Origin of the sequence: Plantibacter sp. M259 (genome assembly GCF_006065115.1) — a bacterium.
In the GTDB taxonomy this organism is placed as follows: Bacteria; Actinomycetota; Actinomycetes; order Actinomycetales; family Microbacteriaceae; genus Plantibacter; species Plantibacter auratus.
On the sequence record NZ_CP040750.1, the window covers coordinates 3825818 to 3847637 of the forward strand.

The window sequence follows — 21820 nt, forward strand, 5'->3', positions numbered from 1 at the left end:
CGGCGGTCCAGCGGGCACCCGTGGAGTGATCGAGGATCATCCCCGGGATGTACCAGGGTCGCTCGTGCGCCCGACGCGCACCCGGCACCTCACTCCGTAGCTTCGGAGTATGACCACTTCAGCACAACCGTCCGTCGTCGCCAGCGTCCACGGACTCCGGAAGAGCTACGGACCCGCCGACAACCAGGTCGTCGCCCTCGACGGCGTCGACCTCGAGATCGAGCGGGGTCGGTTCACCGCCATCATGGGCCCGAGCGGCTCGGGCAAGTCGACGCTCATGCACATCATGGCCGGCCTCGACCAGGCCACCGCGGGGCGGGTGCGCCTCGGCGACCAGGACATCACGGACCTCGACGACGGGCAGCTCACGATCCTCCGTCGGCGTCGTGTCGGGTTCGTGTTCCAGGCCTTCAACCTGGTCCCGACCCTCGACGTCGCGGCCAACATCCGACTGCCCTTCGAACTCGACGCCCGACGTCCGACCGGTGAGGAGCAGAGCTGGATCGACGTCCTCGTGAGCACGCTCGGACTCGCCTCACGACTCGGGCACCGCCCGCACGAACTCTCAGGCGGACAGCAACAGCGCGTCGCGATCGCGCGTGCCCTGGCGACGCGACCCGAGCTGCTCTTCGCGGACGAACCGACCGGCAACCTCGACTCCCGCACCGGGCGGAGCGTCCTGGCCCTGCTGGCGGCGGCCAGCACCGAATACGGACAGAGCATCGCGATGGTGACGCACGACCCGATCGCCGCGAGCTACGCGGACCGGATCGTGTTCCTCGCGGACGGCCGGGTGGTCGAGGACCGTCCCCGATCGACCGCCGAGCAGATCTCAGCGCTCATGCTCGGCATGGAGCGTGCGGCATGAGCCGGGCTGATCTCAAGCCTCGGGCCCGTGAGCATCGCGCGAGCCTCCTCGTCGCGACGCTCAGCGCCTCGTTCGGCGTCCTGTTGCTCATGGTCACGAGTGTGCTCTCCACCTTCATCCTGGCCGACGACGTCACGGGGTCCAGCGGCACCGTGGTCATCATGCTCATCCTCGCGGCCGCCGTGTTCGTCTCGTTGGCGGTGTACGTCGGTGCGATCGTCACGGCGAACACGTTCGCGACGATCGTCGCCGGGCGGACGAGGACGATCGCGCTGCTCCGCCTGATCGGTTCGACGGCGCGATCGCAGCGTCGCGCAGTCGCGAAGGAGGGCGTCGTCGTCGGCCTGCTCGGCGGGGGAGCAGGGTTGCTCGTCGGACTCCTCGCGACCTTCGCGCTCGTGCGGATCGGCGTCGCGACCGGTGTGCTGCCCGAGCTGCCGTACGCGATCGTCGAACCGGCGGTCCTCCTGCCGGTCGTCGCGGTCGTCCTGACCACGTGGCTCGCGTCCTGGATCGGCGCGCGTCGCGTCCTGACGGTCACCCCGATGCAGGCGATCGGGGGATCGCAGGAGTTGAGCCGGGAGGAGGCCACCGCTCGGCCCGCGCGGAACGCCGTCGCGATCGGTCTCTTCGTGGTCGGTGTCCTGCTCCTGCTCGCCGGTGTCGGCGTCGGGCTCGTGTCGCCGCTCGGCGTGCTCATCGGCATCGTCGGCGGGATCGTCTCCTTCTCCGGCCTCGTGCTCGGTGCGCACCTCGTGATGCCGCCGGCGCTGCGGTTGGTCGGTCGGCTGTTCGGCACCTCCGCGACGGCTCGACTCGCCGCCGAGAACGCCGTCCGCTACCCGGAGCGCAGTTCACGAACCACGATCGGTCTGGTGATCGGCGTCACCCTCGTGACGATGTTCGCGGTCGCAGCGGCCAACTTCCAGGAGTTCGTGCTGAACGCGCAGGCTGCGAATCCGGAGGTCTACGAGGGCACGCAGGCCGTGGTCGCGACGACCGTCGGCGTCTTCTCCGCCCTCATCGGGCTGAGCGCGCTCATCGCCGCGGTCGGGATGGTCAACAACCTCTCGCTCAGCGTCCTGCAACGCACCCGCGAACTCGGGCTGCTCCGTGCACTCGGATTCTCGGCGGCGCAGATCCGTCGCATGATCGTGATCGAGGCGGCGCAGTTGACCATCGCGGCCGTCGTCGTCGGCCTCGTCCTCGGGACGTTCTACGGCTGGGCCGGTGCCCAGTCGATGCTCGGCGCGATCAACGGCTCGCCCGGGCTGATCTTCCCGGTCATCCCGTGGGCCATCGTCGCGGTCATCGTCGTGCTCGCCGCACTCCTCACGGCTGCGGCCTCGGTGGCCCCGTCACGTCGTGCGACCCGGATCGCACCCGTCGCGGCACTCGCGGTCGACTGAGACGACTCAGCCGCGCGTCGAGCGGCGCCAGATCCGCCACCCGCCGATCTGGCGCTGCTCCGGCAACGTCCACCCGAACCGGACGGCCAGGAGGCGGATCACCGCGGTCGAGGAGACGCCGACGATCGCCGCGATCCCGAGCGGCGCACCGAAGGTCACGGCGAGGACGAGGAGGGCGGTCCCGACCGCGGCCGCCACGGCGTAGAGCGACCCGACGTGCATGAGGGCGACGGGGACACCGAGCATGACGTCGCGGAGCACCGATCCTCCGACAGCGGAGACGGTGCCGACGAAGATCGCCGGGATGACCGGCAGGCCGGCTGCCAGGGCTTTGGTGGAGCCGATCGCTCCGAACATGCCGATCGTCAGGGCGTCGAGACCGATGATGACCGGCCCGAGCCTCGTGATGGTGCGCAGGAGGAACATCCCGAGCAGGGCGGCTCCCGAGGCGACGGGGAGGTACCAGTTGTTCTGGAGGGACGCCGGCACCTGTCCGAGGAGGATGTCGCGGATGAGACCGCCACCGAGTCCGACGACGACGCCGATGATGGCGACCCCGAGCCAGTCGAGCTGACGATCCTGGAATCTGGCGGCGAACATCGCACCCTGGACGGCGCCGATGGCGACCGCCGAGAGGTCGACCCACAGCGGAACGACGAAGAGGACCTCGTTCACGGCTTCATCTCTCCAGGCGCTCCTTCGATCCCCGACGGCGGTTCCCGGGTCACGTTGTCGGTGCGAGGCGGGATAATCGATGCGTGCCGGTATATCGAGACGAAGTGGTGGTGTTGCGGACCCACAAGCTCGGCGAGGCCGATCGCATCGTCACCATGCTCTCACGCAGCAGGGGCAAGATCCGGGCGGTCGCCAAGGGTGTCCGTCGCACCGGCTCGAAGTTCGGGTCCCGGCTCGAGCCGTTCATGGTCGCCGACGTCCAGTTCTACGAGGGCCGCAGCCTCGACACCATCACCCAGGCCGAGTCGCTCGGCTCGTACGGCGCCGAGATCAGCGCCGACTACGGGAGCTACACGGCCGCGAGCGCGATGGTCGAGGCGGCGGATCGCCTGACGGAGTCCGAGGGCTCCCTGCAGCAGTACCTGCTGCTCGTCGGCGCCCTGCGGTCGCTCTCGAAGCACGAGCACGGTCCGCGGCTCACCCTCGACTCCTACCTCCTCCGGGCGTTCTCGCTCGCCGGTTGGGCACCGAGCTTCGGTGCCTGCTCGAGGTGCGGCACGGAGGGCGAGTACTCGCACGTCGTCGTGCAGCTCGGCGGGGTCGTGTGCGACGACTGCGCGCCCTCGGGGAGCCCTCGGCTCGACGCCGACACCCTCTCGCTCCTCGGAGCGCTGCTCTCCGGCGACTGGGAGTACGCGGAGGCCGCCGCCGAGCAGACGGCCTCACGGGCGAGCGGGTTCACCGCCGCCTACGCGCAATGGCATCTGGAGCGCGGCCTGCGGTCGCTCGCGCACCTCGAACAGGATCGGAGCCGCGGGTGACCCCGAAGCCTTACACCCACCGCGACGCGGTGCCGTTCAAACCGATCGACTGGACGGGGGAGGTCCCGCCCGAGTTCGCGAAGGGCGAGGTGCCGTCGCACGTCGCGATCGTCATGGACGGCAACGGCCGGTGGGCGAACCGACGCGGACTCACGCGTGTCGAAGGGCACAAGGCGGGTGAGGCCGCGCTCCTCGACGTCGTGGCCGGTGCCCTGCAACTCGGGATCAAGCACCTGTCGGTGTACGCGTTCTCGACGGAGAACTGGAAGCGCTCGCCCGACGAGGTCCGCTTCCTCATGGGGTTCAATCGCGAGGTGCTCCATCGACGGCGCGACCAACTGAACGAGTGGGGCGTGCGCGTGCGCTGGTCTGGGCGTCGGCCGCGGTTGTGGACCTCGGTCATCAAGGAACTCCAGACGGCGGAGGAGCTGACGCGCGGCAACGACCGCCTGACGCTCACCATGTGCGTCAACTACGGCGGTCGCAACGAGATCGTCGACGCGGTCCGCAGCATCGCCGACGACGTCGCCGCCGGCCGCATCAAGCCGTCGGCCGTCTCGGAGCGTCTCGTCCAGAGCCGGCTCTACCTGCCCGACCTCCCGGACGTCGACCTCTTCGTCCGGAGCTCCGGAGAGCAGCGCACCAGCAACTTCCAGCTGTGGCAGTCGGCCTACGCGGAGATGGTCTTCCTCGACACCCTCTGGCCCGATTTCGGGCGGCGTCAGCTCTGGGAGGCTGTCGAGCGGTACGCCGGACGCGACCGTCGGTTCGGTGGCGCGCGCGACGTGCCAGACGCCCCGGCTCCCTCGGGGGAATGACCGACGGGTGTCGGTGGTTGGCCCTGACATGAGTGAACCCATCAAGATCGACATCTGGTCCGACATCGCCTGCCCGTGGTGCTACATCGGAAAGCGCAAGTTCGAGCGGGGTGCGGCGGAGTTCGCTCAGCTCGGCGACGGACGCGAGGTCGAGGTCGAGTACCACTCCTTCGAGCTGGCACCCGACACCCCGGTCGACTTCGACGGCACCGAGATCGACTTCCTCGTGAAGCACAAGGGCATGCCGGCCGACCAGGTGCAGCAGATGCTCGATCGGGTCACGGGGATCGCCTCGGACGCCGGTCTCGAGTACGACTTCGGCATCCTCCAGCACACGAACACGGTGAAGGCGCACGAACTGCTGCACCTCGCCAAGGCGGAGGGGAAGCAGCTCGAGATGACCGAGCGCCTCCTGCGGGCCTACTTCACCGAGGGCCGCCATGTCGGTCGCATCGAGGACCTCGCCGACCTCGCCGTCGAGGTGGGGCTCGACCGGTCCGCCGTGGTCTCGGCGCTGGAATCCGGCCAGTACACGCAGGCGGTCCGCGAGGACCAGGCGACGGCACAGGGGTATGGCATCCAGGGCGTCCCGTTCTTCGTCATCGACGGCGCCTACGGGGTGTCCGGGGCGCAGGAGGCGGCCGCGTTCACGCAGGTCCTCGAGCAGGTCTGGACGGAACGCGCGAGCACCGAGCCGGTGCAGGCGTGAGCACGGAGACGACGTCCTCTGAGCGCAGCGTCGATGATCAGCAGCCCGCGACGGTCCGGCCGGCGCTCCGACTCCTCGGGGGCGACGCCGTCGTCTGCGAGGGCGACAGCTGCCTCGTGCTCCCGCCGGAGCCGGCTCAGGACTGAGGGTCCTCCGGCTCGGTGAGGTCCGCGGTGACGGCGCCGATGGCGGTGAGGTACTCGGCCGCGTCGACGAAGGCGCTCCACCCGTGCTCGCCGGCGCCGATCGAGATGCGCCCACCGCGCTCGAGGATGCGCTCGTCCGCGTAGACCGGGAGTGGAGCGCTCGCACCCAGAACGGTGATGGTGCCGCGCTCGTAGCCGGTCGCCTGGAACGCGGTCGCCGCGTCCGGCATCGCGAGCTTGTTCACACCGAGCAGCGTGCGGAACGGCGGCCAGGAGATCTTCCGGCCGCCCGGCACGAGGGCGAAGAGGTAGTCGCCGCTGCGACGCTTCACGACGATCGTCTTGACGATGTCCGCGGGCTCGATGCCGAGCAGCTCCGCCGCCTCGTGGAGACTGCGCGCGGGCGGTCGCTCGACCAGCTCCACGTCGAGACCGAGTGCGGCGGCCGCTGCTCGGACGCGCTCGCGGCCGGACGGCTGGAGGTCGGCGGGCGGGACGGCGTCTGACATGTGGTCCTCACTGGGCGCGGGAGCGCCGATCATCTGGGAGAATCGAGGGTGATGTCTCTTCCTACCACGCTCTCGCAGCGCCCGAGCCTCGCGATCGGGCCCATCGTGCTCGACTCGCCGGTCGTGCTCGCTCCCATGGCCGGGATCACCAACACGGCGTTCCGTCGACTGTGCCGTGAATACGGTGCCGGACTGTACGTCAGCGAGATGATCACCTCCCGTGCGCTCGTCGAACGCACGCCGGAGACCATGCGGCTCATCCAGCACCACGAGAGCGAGACGCTCCGCTCCGTCCAGCTCTACGGCGTCGACCCGAAGACGGTCGCCGAGGCCGTCACCATGCTCGTCGCCGAGGATCGCGCCGACCACATCGACCTCAACTTCGGCTGCCCGGTGCCCAAGGTCACCCGCAAGGGCGGGGGAGCGGCGCTGCCGTGGAAGACGGGGCTCTTCCGCGACATCGTCGAGGGCGCGGTCCGTGCCGCCGGCGACGTCCCGCTCACGATCAAGATGCGCAAGGGCATCGACTCCGACCACCTCACCTACCTCGAGGCAGGCCGGATCGCCGAGGGCGCCGGTGTGGCGTCGATCGCGCTGCACGCCAGGACCGCCGCCGAGTTCTACTCCGGCCACGCGGACTGGTCGGCGATCACCAAGCTCAAGGAGACGGTCACCTCGGTGCCGGTCCTCGGGAACGGCGACATCTGGTCGGGCGAGGACGCCCTGAGGATGGTCGACGAGACGGGTTGCGACGGCGTCGTCGTTGGCCGCGGTTGCCTCGGTCGCCCCTGGCTCTTCGGCGACCTCAGCTCGGCGTTCGCCGGTGAGGGCGGCAAGGCGGAGCCGTCCCTGGGCGACGTCGCGGCCGCGTTCCGGCGTCACGCCGAGCTCCTGGCCGAGTTCTTCGAGAGTGAGGAGCGCGGCTGCCGCGACATCCGAAAGCACGTCGCGTGGTACTTCAAGGGGTACCCCGTCGGTGGGGACCTCCGCGCGAGCCTCGCGACCGTGGAGTCGCTCGACCAGCTCGACGACCTGCTCGCGACCCTCGACTGGACGGCCCCCTACCCGGGCGCCGCAGCCGAAGGGCAGCGCGGGCGCGCCGGTACGCCGAAACGACCGGCACTGCCGTACGGCTGGCTCGACTCGCAGTCACTGGGAGCCGACGAGCAGACCGAGATCGCGGGAGCGGAACTGGACCACAGTGGCGGATAGCATCATCGAGCAGGGGAGCGTCTCCATGGACCGGGACGGCTACACCCTGCACGACGAAGAACGCTGGATGCCCGAGCACCACTCGACGCGACGCTCCGACTTCGCGCGCGATCGTGCACGGCTGTTGCACTCCAGCGCCCTCCGGCGACTCGCCGCCAAGACCCAGGTGCTCAGCCCGACGAGTGGCGTCGACTTCGCCCGGAACCGGCTGACCCACTCCCTCGAGGTGGCGCAGGTCGGTCGCGAACTGGCGGCCAGCCTCGACCTCGCTCCGGACGTCGTCGACACGGCGTGCCTCGCGCACGACCTCGGTCATCCGCCGTTCGGGCACAACGGCGAACGAGCACTCAACGACTGGTCCGCCGCGATCGGCGGGTTCGAGGGCAACGCCCAGACCCTGCGGATCCTCACGCGCCTCGAATCCAAGGTCTTCGGTCCCGACGGCGAGCCGTACGGTCTGAACCTCACCCGCGCGAGCCTCGACGCCAGCTGCAAGTACCCGTGGCCGGCCGCCCAGTCGGTGCCGGATCCCGGTGGTCGCGCCAAGTTCGGGTTCTTCGACGAGGACTCTGCGGCCTTCCGCTGGTTGCGAGCCGGTGCTCCCGAGCGCGTCCGCTGCGTCGAGGCGCAGGTCATGGACCTCGCGGACGACATCGCCTACTCCGTGCACGACTTCGAGGACGCCGTCGTCGGGGAGTACATCGACCCGGCGTTCCTGAACGCGCGCGCAGGACACGACCGCCTGATCGACACAGCGCTGTCCTGGGCCGGCGACGACTTCACCCACGACGACCTCGCCGCCGCCTTCGACCGGCTGCAGTCCTCGCACACCTGGATCACCGCCTGGGACGGCTCCCGGCGCGACCTCGGCCGGCTCAAGAACTTCACGAGCCAGATGATCGGCCGGTTCGCCGGTGCGGCGACCGCGGCGACCCGGGAGGCCTTCCCGCAGGCCAGCCTCGTGCGTTTCGGGGCGGACGTCGTGGTGCCCCACGGCATCCAGGCCGAGATCGCGCTTCTCAAGGGGATCGTGGCCGCGTTCGTGATGTACAGCGACTCCCGCCAGCCGCTGTACGTCCGGCAGCGGGAGATCCTCATCGAACTGTCGGACGCGGTGTTCGCGCTCGGGGAGTCGGCCCTCGACGTCGGCTTCGCGGCGGACTGGCGGGCAGCCGGGTCCGATGCGGAACGCCGTCGTGTCGTCGTCGACCAGATCGCGAGCCTGACGGATCAGAGCGCCCTCTCCTGGCACGAACGGCACGTCGGCGCCTGACGCTCCTCCACACGGGAGCGGCCCTCCGACTCCGCTGTGCGGAGGCCCTCAGGGATGGACGATGGACGCACGAGACTAGGATCGAAGCATGGCCGGACGGATTCGACAGAGCGATGTTGAAGAGGTCAAGGCACGCACCAACATCGGCGACGTCGTCGGTGACTACGTCTCGCTGAAGTCCGCCGGCGTCGGCTCGCTGAAGGGCTTGTGCCCCTTCCACGACGAACGCAGCCCGAGCTTCCATGTGCGCCCCACGGTCGGGCTGTACCACTGCTTCGGCTGCGGCGAGAGCGGCGACGTCTACAGCTTCCTGCAGAAGATGGACCACGTGACGTTCGCCGAGTCGGTGGAACGTCTCGCGCAGCGCATCGGCTACCCGCTCAGCTACGAGGAGGGCGGCGGCAAGGTCGACCACGGCAACCGGGCTCGCCTCTTCGCCGCCAACCAGGCTGCCGCCGAGTACTTCCAGCAGCAGCTCCACGACGGCGATGCCGACCTCGGGCGACGGTTCCTCGGCGAACGAGGCTTCGACGCCGCCGCTGCCGACCACTTCGGGATCGGGTTCGCGCCTGCCGGTTGGGACCACCTCATGAAGGCGCTGCGGTCTCGCGGATTCTCCGACGAGGAGATGCTCGCGGCCGGGCTCGTGTCGAGCGGCGACCGCGGGGCTTACGACCGGTTCCGCGGGCGCCTCATCTGGCCCATCCGCGACACCACCGGCCAGGTGCTCGGCTTCGGCGCCCGGCGCCTCCGCGAAGACGACAAGGGGCCGAAGTACCTCAACACCCCCGAGACGGCGATCTACCACAAGGCGCAGGTCCTCTACGGACTCGACCTCGCCAAACGCGACATCTCGCGCGGCAAGCGCGTCGTCGTCGTCGAGGGGTACACCGACGTCATGGCCTGCCACCTGGCGGGGGAGACCACCGCGGTGGCGACCTGCGGGACCTCCTTCGGGGTCGACCACATCAAGATGATCCGCCGCGTCATGGGCGACGACTCCGCCACCGGCGAGGTCATCTTCACGTTCGACCCCGATGAGGCCGGGCAGAAGGCCGCGACGCGTGCGTTCGGCGAGGAGAAGCGGTTCTCCGCCCAGACGTATGTCGCCGTGTCCTCCGACGGCCTCGACCCCTGCGACCTCCGCCTCAACCGCGGCGACGGCGCCATCCGGAAGCTCGTCGACGGCCGGGAGCCGATGTTCGAGTTCATCATCCGGCGGACGCTGGCGGGCTTCGACCTCGAGACGGTCGAGGGCCGCGTCGGCGCACTCCGCGCGGCCGCGCCGGTCGTCGCCGAGATCCGCGACCCCTCGCTCCGTCCCGGGTACACGAGGGTGCTCGCGAAGCAGCTCGGCATGGAACTCGACGAGGTGGCTCGCGCCGTGCGGGCCGCTGGCGGTGCCGCCGCAGGAGGCTCGCAGAACTCGGCCCGAGACGCCCGCCAGCAGGGTCCCGGCTCACCCGCTGCCGAGCCGCCGCGCGAGCGGCAGGCCTCGCTCAACGACCTGCCCAAGGATCCGTCGACGCGCCTCGAGCAAGACGCCCTCCGGGCGATCCTGCAGCTGCCCCAGCACCTCGAACGCCCCATGCTGGAGCGCGCGGTCCAGAGCGCGGTCGCCAACAGTTCCCTCGCCGTGGTGCGCGACGCCATGAGTGTGAGCCTCGACCACCTCGGGACGAACGCCTGGCTCGAGACCGTCATCGCGCAGGTCCCACCCGGCTTCGACGGACTGGTCCGCGAGCTCGGGGTGTCACCACTGCCCGAGACGAACGAGGAGAAGCTGCCGAGCTACGTCCGGGACATCGCACGGGCACTGATCGACCGCGACCTCCTCGGTCGCAAGGCGGCATTGCTCGGGTCGTTGCGTCGCACCGACCCCCGCGACGAGTCCCACCGGGAGATCACCCGGCAGCTCGCGGACGTCGAGGCGGAACGGCGTGCGCTCCGCGCCGAGGCCTGACGCGGTCGGCCTCCTCCGAGCGTGGCACGTGGCCCGCCGGGATCGCCGGATACACTCGATGGCGATCCGGTGGCTCCCCGTGCACCGGAAGGAGAGGTCTCATGAAGCACCCAGAGCAGGACGGACCGGCGGTCCGGGCGAGTGATCTGAGCGTCGACTACGCCGCGCACGGCGTGAGTCCGAGCAACCGAGCGCTGGACGGCATCAGCTTCGAGCTGCCCGTCGGCGGCTCGCTCGGGGTCATCGGCAGCTCCGGCTCGGGGAAGAGCACGCTCCTGCGGGTGCTGTCCGGACGCCACCTGACCGGCGCGGACTCCCGTCCGTTCGTGTCCGGCGGCGACGCGAGCACGCTCGGTCGCTCCATGCGCAAGGTGGGCCGCAGGGAACTCACGAAGCTCACGTTCGAGGTGTCGCTGCTCGAGCAGGAGGCCGGCGCGCATCTGAAGCCCGAGCTCACCGTCACGGAACTCATCTCGGAACCCGTCCTCGCACGCGACAAGAAGTTCAGCGAGCAGGCACTCGGCGTCCGAGTCGCAACACTGCTGGACGCCGTGCAGATGCCGCTCTCCAGCCTCGACAAGTACCCCTACGAGCTGAGTGGTGGTCAGCGACAGCGCATCGCCATCGCGCGTGCCCTCGTCCTCGGCCCGAGGGCGTTCATCGCCGACGAACCGACGGCCGGCATCGACATCACGGTCCGGCACACGGTGACCGAGTTGCTCGACGGGTTCCGACGCGACGGCGGCACGGTGATCGTCGTGACACACGACCTCGCGATGCTCCGCGAGGTGACCGACGACGTCCTGGCGCTCCACCAGTCGCGGGTCGTGGGCTACGGCCCGATCGACGCGATGCTCGCCGATCCGCCGCACGAGTTCCTCGCGGCGCTCGCCCAGTCGGGCGGCACCGAGACCCAGTACGAGACGCCCGAGGCCGTCGGCATCGATTGATCGCGTGTCGATTTGGAGTCTGCGAATCCTTTGCTACAGTAGATACGCGCTGCAACGCAGAGGCCGGATTCGTCCGGCCGGTCGAAGCACGTATTCCTCGATAGCTCAATTGGCAGAGCAATCGACTGTTAATCGATAGGTTGTTGGTTCGAGTCCAACTCGAGGAGCTGTACAGAATCCCTCGGTCCATACGGACCGGGGGATTCGTCGTTGGAGGCCGGTTTCACGAAACCGCCAGGGACGCCGTAGACTGGTCCACGAGGCCCGAAGACTCCACTCTTCGGGCCTCGTTGCATGTCCGGACACCCTGCGCCGGTCGAGGTGATGCCGTGTCGATCGTGCCGGCGTCGTGTCCGTCGAGGTGGTTCAGCCCTCGAGGTCGTCGCGACCTGGCAGCCAGGAGATTCCGGGGACGCCCCAGCCCGCCTTGCGGATCGCCTTCGCCGCTCGGCGCGAGTGCGGTAGTTCGAGGCGGTCCACGTAGAGCACGCCGTTGAGGTGGTCGAACTCGTGCTGCAGGATGCGTGCCCTCCAGCCGACGACACGGAGCTCGACCGGGGCTCCCTCGAGGTCGGTCCCGATGAGCATGGCTGCTTCCGCGCGACGGAGCGGGTGCCGCTCGCCGGGGACGGAGAGGCAGCCCTCCGACTCGGCTTCCTCGTCGAGCTCACCGACCGGCGGGGGACTGATCCACAGCACCGGGTTGATCGCGACGCCACGCCAGGGCTGGCCGTCGTCGTCCTCGTAGCTGTAGACGAAGAGACGGAGCGGGACGCCGACCTGCGGGGCCGCGAGTCCGACGCCGGGAGCGAGGTCCATGGTCTCGTACATGTCGGCGACGAGCTGCCGGAGGTCGTCGTCCACGGTGGTGACCGGCCGGGCGACGGAGTGGAGCACCGGGTCGCCGGTCACACAGATCTCGAGAATTGCCATTGCTCGAGCCTATCCGCTGGGCTCGGCCTGCCGCGCCGGGATCGGCGGAACCACGGGGTAGCCTCGACGGGTGATCCCCTCCGCCATCGACATCGCCGACCTCGCGGACGACTTCACCCGCAACCCCTCGCAGCTCCTCGGTATCCCGTTCGCGCTCCTCGGCGCCGTCTTCCTCTCGCTCGGCGCGCAGCTGCAGCACCGGGGTGTGGCGAAGGTCGAGTCGTCGAGCAGTACCGACGCGACCTCGGGGCTCAACGTCGCTCAGCTCGTGGCGCTGCTCAGTCGGCCGTCCTGGGTGACCGGAACGGTCATGCTCGGGCTCGCGATCGTGCTCCAGCTCGGCAGCCTGTCCCTCGCACCGATCACCCTCGTCCAGCCGTTGGGCGCGGTCGCCCTCGTCATCACAGCGGTGGTGAACAGCCGGATCAGCGGTGTCCGGTTGAACCGTCGATCGGTCGTCGCGATCGTCGCCTGCGTCGGCGGTGTCGGCCTCTTCGTGACGATCGCCGCGGTCTTCACGGGCGAGCACCGGATCACCGAGGCCGAACTCGTCACGATCCTGGTGATGCTCGGTGTCGTGCTCGTCGTGTTCGGACTCGGCTTCATGCTGTTCCGCTCCCGCTTCACGGCCATCTTCTACATCGTCGGGACCGGCGTGCTCTACGGCTTCGTCGCGACGCTCGCCAAGGTCATCATCGGACGGCTGCAGCAGGGCGAGTTCGACTGGCTCACGGTCCTCTGCGGGCTCGGCCTCGTCGCCGCGAGTGCGCTCGGCGGCTACTTCGTGCAGACCGCCTACTCCTCGGGGCCTCCCGACCTGGTCATCGCGGGCCTCACCGTCATCGATCCGATGATCGCGGTCGCCATCGGCATCATCGTGCTGGGGGAGGCGAGCAACGCGCCGTTCTGGGCAGGTTTCGGCTTCGTCGTGGCCGGCGCGATCGCCGTGTGGGGAGTCTTCCAGCTCGCTCGCCATCACCCACAGGTGAGCCAGACGCCGGCGGCCGCAGCAGCCGCGAAGGCCCTCGCGACCGGCGACGCGCCCGCCTGAGCCCTGGAGCCCGAACGGGCTGCAGGTATGCTTGAGCATGGCGTTCCGCGCCGCATCAGGGTCGTGAGCGACCGCCCGCACCCCCTCACATCACTGGCCAAGCACAGAGGAATCACCGATACCTTGACTTCTCCCGACGACCAGCACCTCGCGAAGGCGTCCAGCACGACGCCGAGCGCCGACACCCACAAGCCGCTGCGGGTGGTCATCGGTGCCGACACCTTCTCGCCCGACGTGAACGGCGCCGCACGCTTCGCCGAACGCCTCGCGGCCGGACTCGTCCGCCGAGGCCACGACGTCCACATCGTCGCGCCCGCGGGCTCGCGCAAGTTCGGCACGTGGAAGGAGACCCACGAGGGTCAGACGATGACGGCGCACCGTCTCTTCAGCCTCCGGTGGTACCCGCACGACTGGCTGCGCTTCGCGATGCCGTGGTCGATGCGACGGAACGCCCGGAAGATCCTCGACCGCGTGAAGCCCGACGTCGTGCACCTGCAGTCGCACATCGTGGTGGGCCGCGGCCTCTCGATCGAGGCCGAGCAACGCGGCATCCGCATGGTGGCGACGAACCACATCATGCCCGACAACATCCTCGACTTCACCGTCATCCCCAAGCGCACCCAGGAGTGGCTCGTCCGGACGCAGTGGGCTGCCGCCCGTCGCGTCTTCGATCGTGCCTTCGCCGTGACGACCCCGACGCGCAAGGCCGCTGACTTCCTGGAGCAGTTCACTGGCCTGACCGGTGTGCACGCGATCTCCTGCGGGATCGAGGCCGGACAGTACACGCCGTCGTTCGAACCGCGGAAGCGCAACACCATCCTCTTCGTGGGTCGCATCACGAGCGAGAAGCAGATCGATGTGCTCCTGCGCGCGCTCACGAAACTCCCGAAGGAACTCGACGCCCACGTCGACGTCATCGGTGGCGGCGACCAGGCGAAGAACCTCGAGCAGCTGACCCAGCAGCTCGGCATCGGCGACCGCGTCCGATTCCTCGGCAAGGTGTCCGACGATGAGGTGAAGCAGGCCTACACGAACGCCACCGTCTTCGCGATGCCGTCCATCGCGGAGCTGCAGAGCATCGCGACGATGGAGGCCATGGCCTCCGGTCTCCCGGTGGTCGCGGCCGACGCCATGGCGCTGCCCCACCTCGTACACGATCAGGTCAACGGCTACCTGTTCGAGCCGGGCAACGTCGACGCCCTGGCCGAGCGGCTCGCGACGGTACTCAGCGCCTCGCCCGAGGAGTACCGCCGGATGCAGGACGCCTCGTTGGAGCTCGTCTCCGCACACGACATCGAGCGCACGCTCGACACCTTCGAAGCGCTCTACCGTGGCGAGCAGGTCGTCGACCCGACGACCGAGCGTCACACGGCGACCGCAGACCGCCAGGAATCCCGCGACTGACTCCCGCCCGGCGGGCCACTCGGTACACTGGGTTCCGCACGGGGCGGTAGCCAAGCTGGTGAAGGCATTCGGCTCATAACCGAACGATGCGTGGGTTCAAGTCCCACCCGCCCTACCGTGACCCGGCCCCTGAGCCTTGGTTCCGGTCCCTGAGCTTGTCGAAGGGTGCCCTTCGACAAGCTCAGGGACCGGGATGGGGCGGCTCAGGGACCGGGATGGGGCGGTTCAGGGACCGGGACGGGGTGGCTCAGGGACCGGTCAGTCCGCGAGGACGAGGGCGGCAGCACCGATGAGCGGCCCGTCGGCGTCGAGCCCGGCCGGGACCACGCGCAGCTCACGGGCGTAGGCGTGCAGTGCGGCGGAGGTCGCAGCCACTTGGACGAGGTCGAGGTAGTCGGGGGAGACCCGCGAGAAGCCGCCTCCGATCGCGACGCGTTCCAGGTCGAGCAGGGTCGTGATGCTGCAGAGGGCTTCGCCGACCGCCTCGGCGGAACGTCGGACGGCGCGGACGGCGATCTCCGTTCCGGCCGCGTAGTCGGCCCCGAGCTGCTCGCCCGTCGTGCCGGTCCATCCCTGGGCGCGCGCCCAGGCGACCGTCGCGGTGCCTGACGCGATGCCCTCCAACGTCCAGGGTGTGCCGACGGCACCCGGTTCGCGTCGGCGGAGTTGCATCTGTCCGAGGTGGCCGGCGTTGCCCGAGGTGCCGGGGACGAGTCGGGATCCGAGGATGATCCCGCCACCGATCCCGGTCGAGACGACGATGCCCATGCTGTTCTCGGTTCCGCGGAGTGCGCCCTGCCAGTGCTCGGCCAAGGCGATGCAGGTGCCGTCGAGACGGAGTTCCACCGGACCGGACGTGAAGCGCCGGAGCTCTGCCACGGCGGGGAAGTCGGCGAGTCGGGGGAGGTTGATCGGCGAGACGGTGCCGTCGGCCCTGCCGATGGGGCCCGCCGAACCGATTCCGATACCGGACACCGGCCCGCCATGGGCCGCGATGCTTCGTTCGACGGTCTGGAGGATCGACGCCACGAGCTCCTCGCGGGTGGCGGCGGCGCCCGTCGGACCGCGGAACCGGGTGCCGGGCAGGATCCGTCCCTCGGCATCGACGACGGCCGCTTCGACCTTCGTGCCGCCGATGTCGATCGCGAGGGCCTCGTGCATCACCGCTCCATCCTGGAGGGCCGTCAGTCCGGGCCGGCTCCCGATCCAGCGTACTGGGAACGACACGGTTGTCATTCCTCCAGGTCATGGGGCATAATGCTCGTATCGGCGCGAGTCGAACAACTGCATACACGGAGGTCCGGTCAGCCGGACACCGACATGGATCACACTGCATGGGTCGTTGGGGAAGACGCACCCGGACGCAGTGGAGGAATCATGTCGACACCGATGACGAAGGGTGTGCTGTTCGTGCACTCGTCGCCTCGCGCGCTCTGCCCGCACCTCGAATGGGCGGCAGGTCGCGCTCTTGGTCGTGCCATCAGTTTCGACTGGGAAGACCAACCGATCCTCCGCGGTGCGCAGCGTGCCGAGGTCTTCTGGGAAGGCCCGCACGGCACCGGAGCCGCACTCGCCTCTGCCCTGCGCGGCTGGGAGCACCTCCGCTACGAGGTGAGCGAAGACCCGGCCCAGGGCGTCGACGGTGCCCGGTGGATGCACACGCCCGACCTCGGGATCTTCTACGCACAGACCGACAGCATCGGCAACGTGGTCGTGCCGGAGGATCGCATCCGGTACGCCATGGAGGTCGGCGCCGGGAACGCCGCCGAACTCCAGCGCGAACTCCGCGTCGCGCTCGGACAGCCGTGGGACGACGAACTCGAGCCGTTCCGTCACGCCGGCGACGGGTCCTCCGTCATCTGGCTGCACAACGTGGGCTGATCCGGCCCCGCCGGCGCGGCGGCACCGCGCACGCGAGACAACTTCACAGACGACAGGGTGCCCACGTGGCGTGGACCGTGCGAGGTCGGTGACACTCCCGGCAGACACGAGGTGACGAAACGGCGGCACCCTGGTCAGTAGACGACGACGGGTCGTGGTGCGTGCACCACGACCCGTCGTCGTCTCCGTCGCGGACGGCTCAGTAGCTCCGGAACGCGACGACCGCGTTGTGACCGCCGAACCCGAACGAGTTGCTGATGGCGAGCAGGTCGCCGGATCCGAGCTCGCGCGGCGTCGTGACGACGTCGAGCGGGATCTCCGGATCCTGGTTGTCGAGGTTGATGGTCGGCGGGATGACCCGGTGGTGCAGGGCGAGCGCCGTGTAGGCCGCTTCGATGGCACCCGCGCCGCCGAGGAGGTGGCCGGTCGAGGCCTTGGTGGCCGTCACGGCGATGTCGTCGAGGTGGGCACCGAAGACCCGACGCAGCGCGTTGTACTCCGCGATGTCGCCGACGGGCGTGCTCGTGGCGTGTGCGTTGACGTGGACGACGTCGTCGAGCGACGCTCCGCCGTTCTCGACGGCTGCACGCATGGCTCGGGCCGCAGCCGAACCCTCGGGGTCGGGAGCCGTGATGTGGTACGCGTCGCTCGTCACCGCACCACCGAGGAGCTCGGCGTAGATGCGGGCGCCGCGGGCCTTGGCGTGCTCCTCGGTCTCGACGATGAGCGCTGCCGCACCCTCACCCAGGACGAATCCGTCGCGGTCGACGTCGTAGGGACGCGAGGCGATGGCGGGGTCGTCGTTGCGCTTGGACAACGCCTGCATCGCCGCGAAGGACGCGAGCGGGAGCGGGTGGATGGCGGCTTCGGAGCCACCGGCCACGACGATGTCGGCGAGGCCGGCCTGGAGGTGGTCGTACGCGTTGGCGAGCGACTCGGTGCTGGAAGCGCAGGCGGAGACGACGGTCCGCTCTCCGCCTCGGGCACCGAGGTCCATGCCGATCGCCGCTGCCGGTCCGTTCGGCATGAGCATCGGGACGGTCATGGGGAGGACGCGGCGGGGGCCCTTCTCGCGCAGGGTGTCCCAGGCGTCGAGGAGCGTCCACACGCCGCCGATGCCGGTGGCCCAGTCGACGAGGAGTCGCTCCGGGTCGACCTCGGGGGCGCCGGCGTCCTGCCAGGCCTCGCGCGCGGCGATCAGGGCGAACTGGCTCGACGGGTCGAGGCGCTTGACCTCACGACGGTCGAGGATGTCCGCGGTGGGGACGGCGGCCTGCGCGGCGAAGCGTACGGGCAGCTCGAGTTCTTCAGCCCATGGCTGCTCGAGACGGCTCGCACCGCTCTTGCCGGCGAGGAGGTTGTCCCAGGAGTCGGTGGCGTTGCCGCCGAGGGGAGTGGTGGCACCGATGCCGGTGATGACGATGCGTTTGGTGGTCATTCAGTCAAACCTTCTGTGGAGACGACGAGGGGGTCCGAGCCCTGCGGCGGTCGAGCCCGTGTCCGGACGGACGAGCCGCCTCGAACGCTGAAGGGCCGGTCGGCCAACTGCCGGCCGACCCTTCAGCACTGCGCTGGGACTAGCCCTGAGCCTTGACGATGAAGTCGACGGCGTCGCCGACGGTCTTCAGGTTCTTGACTTCTTCGTCCGGGATCTTCACGTCGAACTTCTCCTCCGCGTTGACGACGATGGTCATCATGGAGATCGAGTCGATGTCGAGGTCGTCGGTGAACGACTTGTCCAGCTCGACGGTGTCGGTCGCGATGCCGGTCTCGTCGTTGATCAGCTCGGCCAGGCCGGCGAGGACTTCTTCGGTGGACAGTGCCATTGTTCTACTCCTTGGGTGAGGTTTGACCGTAGTCGAGTGTAGTCGCGTCGGGCGTCCTGCTACGGCAGGACGACGACCTGAGCGCCGAAGACCAGTCCGGCGCCGAACCCGATCTGCAGGGCGAGGCCGCCGCTGAGCTCGGGGTGCCCCTGGAGGAGCCGGTGGGTGGCGAGCGGGATGGATGCCGCCGAGGTGTTGCCGGTGGTCTCGATGTCGCGCGCGATGACGACGGTCTCCGGCAGCTTGAGCTGCTTGGCGAACTCGTCGACGATGCGCATGTTCGCCTGGTGGGGGATGAAGGCAGCGAGGTCGGAGGCTTCGACGCCCGCTTCCTCCAGGGCCTGCTTGGCGACCTTGGCCATCTCCCAGACCGCCCACCGGAAGACCGTCTGGCCCTCCTGGCGCAGGGTCGGCCAGGCAGCCGTGCCGTCGCGGAACTCGGTGAGCGTGCCGCTCATGCCGACGGCGTCGGCCTTCGAGCCGTCGGATCCCCACACGGTGGGGGAGATGCCGGGGAAGTCGCTCGGACCGACGACGGCCGCGCCTGCACCGTCGCCGAGGAGGAACGAGATCGACCGGTCAGTCGGGTCGACGATGTCGGACAGCTTCTCTGCGCCGATGACGAGCGCGTAGTGGGCCGCGCCCGATCGGATGAGTGCGTCGGCCTGGGCGATCGCGTAGGCGTATCCGGCACATGCGGCGTTGAGGTCGTAGGCGGCAGCGGGGTTCGCTCCGACGCGGTCGGCCACGACGGCCGCCATCGACGGGGACTGCTGGACATTGCTGATCGTCGCGATGAGGACGAGGTCGACTTGCTCGGGCGAGATGCCCGCGGCCGCGATGGCCTCGGCGCCGGCTTCGGCTGCGAGGTCGACGGCGCTGACGTCGGCCGACGCCCGCGTGCGGGTGACGATTCCGGTGCGCTGCTGGATCCACTCGTCGGACGAGTTGATCGGACCGACGAGATCGTCGTTCGGGACGCTGAGGTCTCCGCGAGCTGCGCCGAGGCCGAGGATGCGGGTGAACTCGGGACCGCGCGACTGCTTGAGGGTGGGGGTGGTCATTGACTGGTTCTCCGTCTGCGCTACTGCTGGGCGATGAGGTCGAGGGCTGCCGGCAGGTCGTCGGGGGTCTTGATGGCGACCGTCGGCACGCCCTTCAGGCCGCGACGTGCGAGTCCGGTGAGCGCCCCGGCGGGGGCGAGCTCGATGAGTCCGGTGATCCCTGCGGCGCTGAACGCGTCCATGCACAGGTCCCAGCGTACCGGGGAGGCGACCTGACCGATGAGGAGGTCGAAGAACGCCGTACCCGAGGTGACCTCGGTGCCGTCGTGGTTCGTCCAGATGCGGAGCGTCGGGTCCTGGGGCTCGACCGTGCGGCTCGCCCCGGCCAGCCAGTCGCGGGCCGACTCCATGTAGCTCGTGTGGAAGGCGCCTGCGACCTGCAGCGGGATCACCCGTGTGCCCTTGAGCGGCTCGTCGGCGAGGCGGGCGAGGGCGTCATGCGCACCGGCGACGACGATCTGGCCGCCGCCGTTGTAGTTTGCGGGCTCCAGCCCGAAGGAACGGACGTGCGCGACGACGGCGTCCTGGTCGCCACCGAGGACGGCACTCATGCCCGTCGGGGTGGTGGCTGCGGCTTCGGCCATGGCCACGGCGCGTTCGCTCACGAAGCTCATGGCGTCGCTGTCCGAGAGGATGCCTGCGCCGTAGGCCGCGGTGATCTCGCCGACGGAGTGTCCGGCGATGCCGCCGAACGGCGCGGCGTCGGCGGGGAGGGCCTTCCGCAGGGCGTCCAAGGCGACGATGCCGGCCGCGACGATGAGCGGCTGGGCCACCGCGGTGTCGCGGATGGTGTCGGCGTCGGAGACGGTGCCGTGCTTGACGAGGTCGAGCCCGGCTTCGTCGGAGAAGCGCGCGAGCGCGTCCTTCGCGGAGGCGTCCTGCAACCAGGGGTCGAGGAAGCCGGGGGTTTGGGAGCCCTGTCCAGGGCAGGCGATGACGATCACCGCTCTAGTCTGCCAACCGGAGGACGCCCAGCAGTGGAGCAACACCACGAACCTTTGGAAAATGTGTTGTGTGGACTCAACAAAACCGACCGGTCGGACGGCCCTGCCAGCGTCAGGAGGTCAGCCGACGTCGGGACGGCTCGGGCTCAGCGATGGCACCGAGGATGAGGGCCGCTTGCAGGATGAGCGACTCGCGGGCACCGGTCGCGTCCCATCCGATGACCTCGGAGACCCGCTTGAGGCGGTACCGGACCGTGTTGGGGTGCACGAACAGCTCGCGCGCCGTCGCTTCGAGCGAGCGGCCGTTGTCGAGGTAGCACCAGAGCGTCGTCACGAGCTCGCCGGAGTAGTCCTTGAGCGGGCGGTAGACCCGTTCGATGAGCGTGGTCTTCGCGAGGTTGTCGCCGGCGAGGGCGCGCTCGGGAAGGAGATCGTCTGCTGCGACCGGACGTGGCGCGTGTCGCCAGGACTTCGCCACGGCGAAGCCGGCAAGGGCTGCCTTCGCGCTGCGCGACGCCTCGATGAGGGAGGGCACGGCGTGACCGAGCACCAGGTGCCCCGGCCCGAAGCCGTGCTCGAGCTTGGCGGCGATGTCGAGGAAGGTGAGTTGTGAGCTGGTGCGGGCGTCCGCGGCGGCCTGTTCGGCATCGTCGACGGGCTCGCCGTCTCCCGGCTCGGTGCTGGGCAGCTCAGCGCGACCCAGGACGAGCACGAGCCGGTTGCCCTGGACGCCGATGAGGACGTCGGCGTCGAGGTGTCGGGCGGTCCGGCGGAGCATGTCGACATCGAGCACCCGTGGGGTCGTCCCGACCAGGACGCAGGCCTCGCCGTGACCGTGCCACCCGAGGGCGGCGATCCGGCTCGGTAGCTCGTCGTCGGCCTCGCCACTGAGGATCGAGTCGACGACGAGGGCCTCGAGGCGGGCGTCCCACAGGCCGCGTGCTTCGGCCGCACGGGCGTACACGTCGGCCGAGGCGAATGCGATGTCCCGTGAGTAGAGGAGGATCGCCTCTCGGAGGTCGACGCTTCCGGACGCGACGCGTTCCTCGACGACCTCGACGGTGACCTTGATGAGTTGCAGCGTCTGCTGCAGGCTGACGGAACGGAGCAGCTCGCGAGGAGCCGCCCCGAACACGTCGGCGGCGATCCACGGCGTCGACCGGGGATCGTCGAACCACGAGATGAACGAACTGATGCCCGCCTGAGCCACCAGGCCGACCGCTGAGCGGCGGCCTGGTGGCATCTCGGCGTACCAGGGAAGGGTGTCCTCGAGGCGTTTGAGCGTCGCGGTCGCGAGCTCACCCGAGATCCGGCGGAGCCAGTCGAGTGTCTCGGCCTTCGTCTTCGTCTTCGTCACCGTGGTA

General features: G+C 69.5%; 22 protein-coding genes and 2 tRNA genes. 15 read left to right on the plus strand and 9 right to left on the minus strand.

Going from position 1 to position 21820, the window contains the following annotated elements; genetic code table 11:
* Positions 1 to 109: 109 nt before the first annotated feature.
* Both FGL15_RS17900 and FGL15_RS17905 read left to right on the plus strand, forming a co-directional pair.
* Entirely contained in the window at positions 110 to 868 is a 759-nt protein-coding gene (locus FGL15_RS17900; RefSeq protein WP_079705758.1) for an ABC transporter ATP-binding protein, read from the plus strand.
* Positions 865 to 2277: an ABC transporter permease gene (locus tag FGL15_RS17905; protein WP_138946915.1), complete on the plus strand. Its 1413-nt coding sequence runs from the start codon at positions 865 to 867 to the stop codon at positions 2275 to 2277. The genes FGL15_RS17900 and FGL15_RS17905 overlap by 4 nt, the downstream gene beginning before the upstream one ends.
* 6 nt (positions 2278 to 2283) lie before the next feature.
* Here the strand turns inward: FGL15_RS17905 and FGL15_RS17910 are convergent, their stop codons facing one another.
* Positions 2284 to 2952, minus strand: coding sequence for a trimeric intracellular cation channel family protein (locus FGL15_RS17910; protein WP_079705760.1), 669 nt, complete (start codon positions 2950 to 2952; stop codon positions 2284 to 2286).
* Positions 2953 to 3035: 83 nt separating this feature from the next.
* Here FGL15_RS17910 and recO point away from each other — a divergent pair, with 83 nt between their 5' ends.
* Genes recO through FGL15_RS20430 form a run of 4 tightly spaced genes read left to right on the plus strand, consistent with a single transcriptional unit; the run spans position 3036 to position 5446 of the window.
* Positions 3036 to 3773 (plus strand): DNA repair protein RecO, encoded by a 738-nt coding sequence (gene recO, locus FGL15_RS17915; RefSeq protein WP_079705761.1) that lies wholly within the window; start codon positions 3036 to 3038, stop codon positions 3771 to 3773.
* On the plus strand, positions 3770 to 4591 hold the full coding sequence (locus tag FGL15_RS17920) for an isoprenyl transferase (protein WP_138946916.1): 822 nt from the start codon (positions 3770 to 3772) through the stop codon (positions 4589 to 4591). Before recO ends, FGL15_RS17920 begins: the two co-directional genes overlap by 4 nt.
* 28 nt (positions 4592 to 4619) lie before the next feature.
* Positions 4620 to 5300, plus strand: coding sequence for a DsbA family protein (locus tag FGL15_RS17925; RefSeq protein ID WP_085510728.1), 681 nt, complete (start codon positions 4620 to 4622; stop codon positions 5298 to 5300).
* Complete coding sequence (locus tag FGL15_RS20430) at positions 5297 to 5446, plus strand: hypothetical protein (RefSeq protein WP_168223434.1); 150 nt, start codon at positions 5297 to 5299, stop codon at positions 5444 to 5446. The genes FGL15_RS17925 and FGL15_RS20430 overlap by 4 nt, the downstream gene beginning before the upstream one ends.
* Here the strand turns inward: FGL15_RS20430 and FGL15_RS17930 are convergent.
* Positions 5437 to 5955, minus strand: a complete 519-nt coding sequence (locus FGL15_RS17930) for an aminoacyl-tRNA deacylase (protein WP_121291132.1) — start codon at positions 5953 to 5955, stop codon at positions 5437 to 5439. The genes FGL15_RS20430 and FGL15_RS17930 overlap by 10 nt on opposite strands.
* A 51-nt stretch (positions 5956 to 6006) precedes the next feature.
* Here FGL15_RS17930 and dusB point away from each other — a divergent pair, with 51 nt between their 5' ends.
* The 5 genes from dusB to FGL15_RS17955 all read left to right on the plus strand — a co-directional run bounded on the left by dusB (position 6007) and on the right by FGL15_RS17955 (position 11520).
* The gene (dusB, locus tag FGL15_RS17935; protein WP_138946917.1) at positions 6007 to 7167 is read left to right on the plus strand and encodes a tRNA dihydrouridine synthase DusB; all 1161 of its coding nucleotides are present in this window, start codon (positions 6007 to 6009) and stop codon (positions 7165 to 7167) included.
* 25 nt (positions 7168 to 7192) lie between these two features.
* Positions 7193 to 8440, plus strand: coding sequence for a deoxyguanosinetriphosphate triphosphohydrolase (locus FGL15_RS17940; RefSeq protein WP_085511054.1), 1248 nt, complete (start codon positions 7193 to 7195; stop codon positions 8438 to 8440).
* An 88-nt stretch (positions 8441 to 8528) separates the two neighbouring features.
* Positions 8529 to 10403 carry a DNA primase gene (dnaG, locus tag FGL15_RS17945; RefSeq protein WP_138946918.1) on the plus strand — a complete coding sequence of 625 codons (1875 nt, stop codon included), beginning with the start codon at positions 8529 to 8531 and terminating at the stop codon, positions 10401 to 10403.
* A gap of 101 nt (positions 10404 to 10504) precedes the next feature.
* On the plus strand, positions 10505 to 11353 hold the full coding sequence (locus FGL15_RS17950) for an ATP-binding cassette domain-containing protein (protein WP_138946919.1): 849 nt from the start codon (positions 10505 to 10507) through the stop codon (positions 11351 to 11353).
* Positions 11354 to 11447: 94 nt separating this feature from the next.
* Positions 11448 to 11520, plus strand: a tRNA-Asn gene (locus FGL15_RS17955).
* A gap of 199 nt (positions 11521 to 11719) precedes the next feature.
* Here FGL15_RS17955 and def read toward each other — a convergent pair.
* Complete coding sequence (gene def / locus FGL15_RS17960) at positions 11720 to 12286, minus strand: peptide deformylase (protein ID WP_138946920.1); 567 nt, start codon at positions 12284 to 12286, stop codon at positions 11720 to 11722.
* 70 nt (positions 12287 to 12356) lie between these two features.
* On the opposite strand from def, the gene FGL15_RS17965 reads away from it, so the two are divergent.
* The 3 genes from FGL15_RS17965 to FGL15_RS17975 all read left to right on the plus strand — a co-directional run bounded on the left by FGL15_RS17965 (position 12357) and on the right by FGL15_RS17975 (position 14856).
* The gene (locus FGL15_RS17965) at positions 12357 to 13337 is read left to right on the plus strand and encodes a DMT family transporter (RefSeq protein WP_240773601.1); all 981 of its coding nucleotides are present in this window, start codon (positions 12357 to 12359) and stop codon (positions 13335 to 13337) included.
* A 123-nt stretch (positions 13338 to 13460) separates the two neighbouring features.
* Positions 13461 to 14741 (plus strand): glycosyltransferase, encoded by a 1281-nt coding sequence (locus FGL15_RS17970; RefSeq protein ID WP_369821876.1) that lies wholly within the window; start codon positions 13461 to 13463, stop codon positions 14739 to 14741.
* Between the two features lie 40 nt (positions 14742 to 14781).
* A tRNA-Ile gene (locus tag FGL15_RS17975) sits at positions 14782 to 14856 on the plus strand.
* 143 nt (positions 14857 to 14999) lie between these two features.
* Here the strand turns inward: FGL15_RS17975 and FGL15_RS17980 are convergent.
* Complete coding sequence (locus FGL15_RS17980) at positions 15000 to 15902, minus strand: ROK family protein (RefSeq protein ID WP_138947366.1); 903 nt, start codon at positions 15900 to 15902, stop codon at positions 15000 to 15002.
* Positions 15903 to 16118: 216 nt separating this feature from the next.
* On the opposite strand from FGL15_RS17980, the gene FGL15_RS17985 reads away from it, so the two are divergent.
* Positions 16119 to 16622, plus strand: coding sequence for a DUF3145 domain-containing protein (locus tag FGL15_RS17985; RefSeq protein WP_064293650.1), 504 nt, complete (start codon positions 16119 to 16121; stop codon positions 16620 to 16622).
* Between the two features lie 199 nt (positions 16623 to 16821).
* On the opposite strand, the gene FGL15_RS17990 is transcribed toward FGL15_RS17985, so the two are convergent.
* The 5 genes from FGL15_RS17990 to FGL15_RS18010 all read right to left on the minus strand — a co-directional run bounded on the left by FGL15_RS17990 (position 16822) and on the right by FGL15_RS18010 (position 21813).
* Positions 16822 to 18060: a beta-ketoacyl synthase gene (locus FGL15_RS17990; RefSeq protein ID WP_071260783.1), complete on the minus strand. Its 1239-nt coding sequence runs from the start codon at positions 18058 to 18060 to the stop codon at positions 16822 to 16824.
* 139 nt (positions 18061 to 18199) lie between these two features.
* Positions 18200 to 18448 (minus strand): acyl carrier protein, encoded by a 249-nt coding sequence (locus FGL15_RS17995; protein ID WP_056006457.1) that lies wholly within the window; start codon positions 18446 to 18448, stop codon positions 18200 to 18202.
* A 59-nt stretch (positions 18449 to 18507) separates the two neighbouring features.
* Positions 18508 to 19512: a beta-ketoacyl-ACP synthase III gene (locus FGL15_RS18000; RefSeq protein ID WP_079705772.1), complete on the minus strand. Its 1005-nt coding sequence runs from the start codon at positions 19510 to 19512 to the stop codon at positions 18508 to 18510.
* 20 nt (positions 19513 to 19532) lie between these two features.
* Positions 19533 to 20456 (minus strand): ACP S-malonyltransferase, encoded by a 924-nt coding sequence (locus FGL15_RS18005; RefSeq protein ID WP_138946921.1) that lies wholly within the window; start codon positions 20454 to 20456, stop codon positions 19533 to 19535.
* Between the two features lie 112 nt (positions 20457 to 20568).
* Complete coding sequence (locus tag FGL15_RS18010; protein WP_205858641.1) at positions 20569 to 21813, minus strand: CdaR family transcriptional regulator; 1245 nt, start codon at positions 21811 to 21813, stop codon at positions 20569 to 20571.
* Positions 21814 to 21820: the final 7 nt, after the last annotated feature.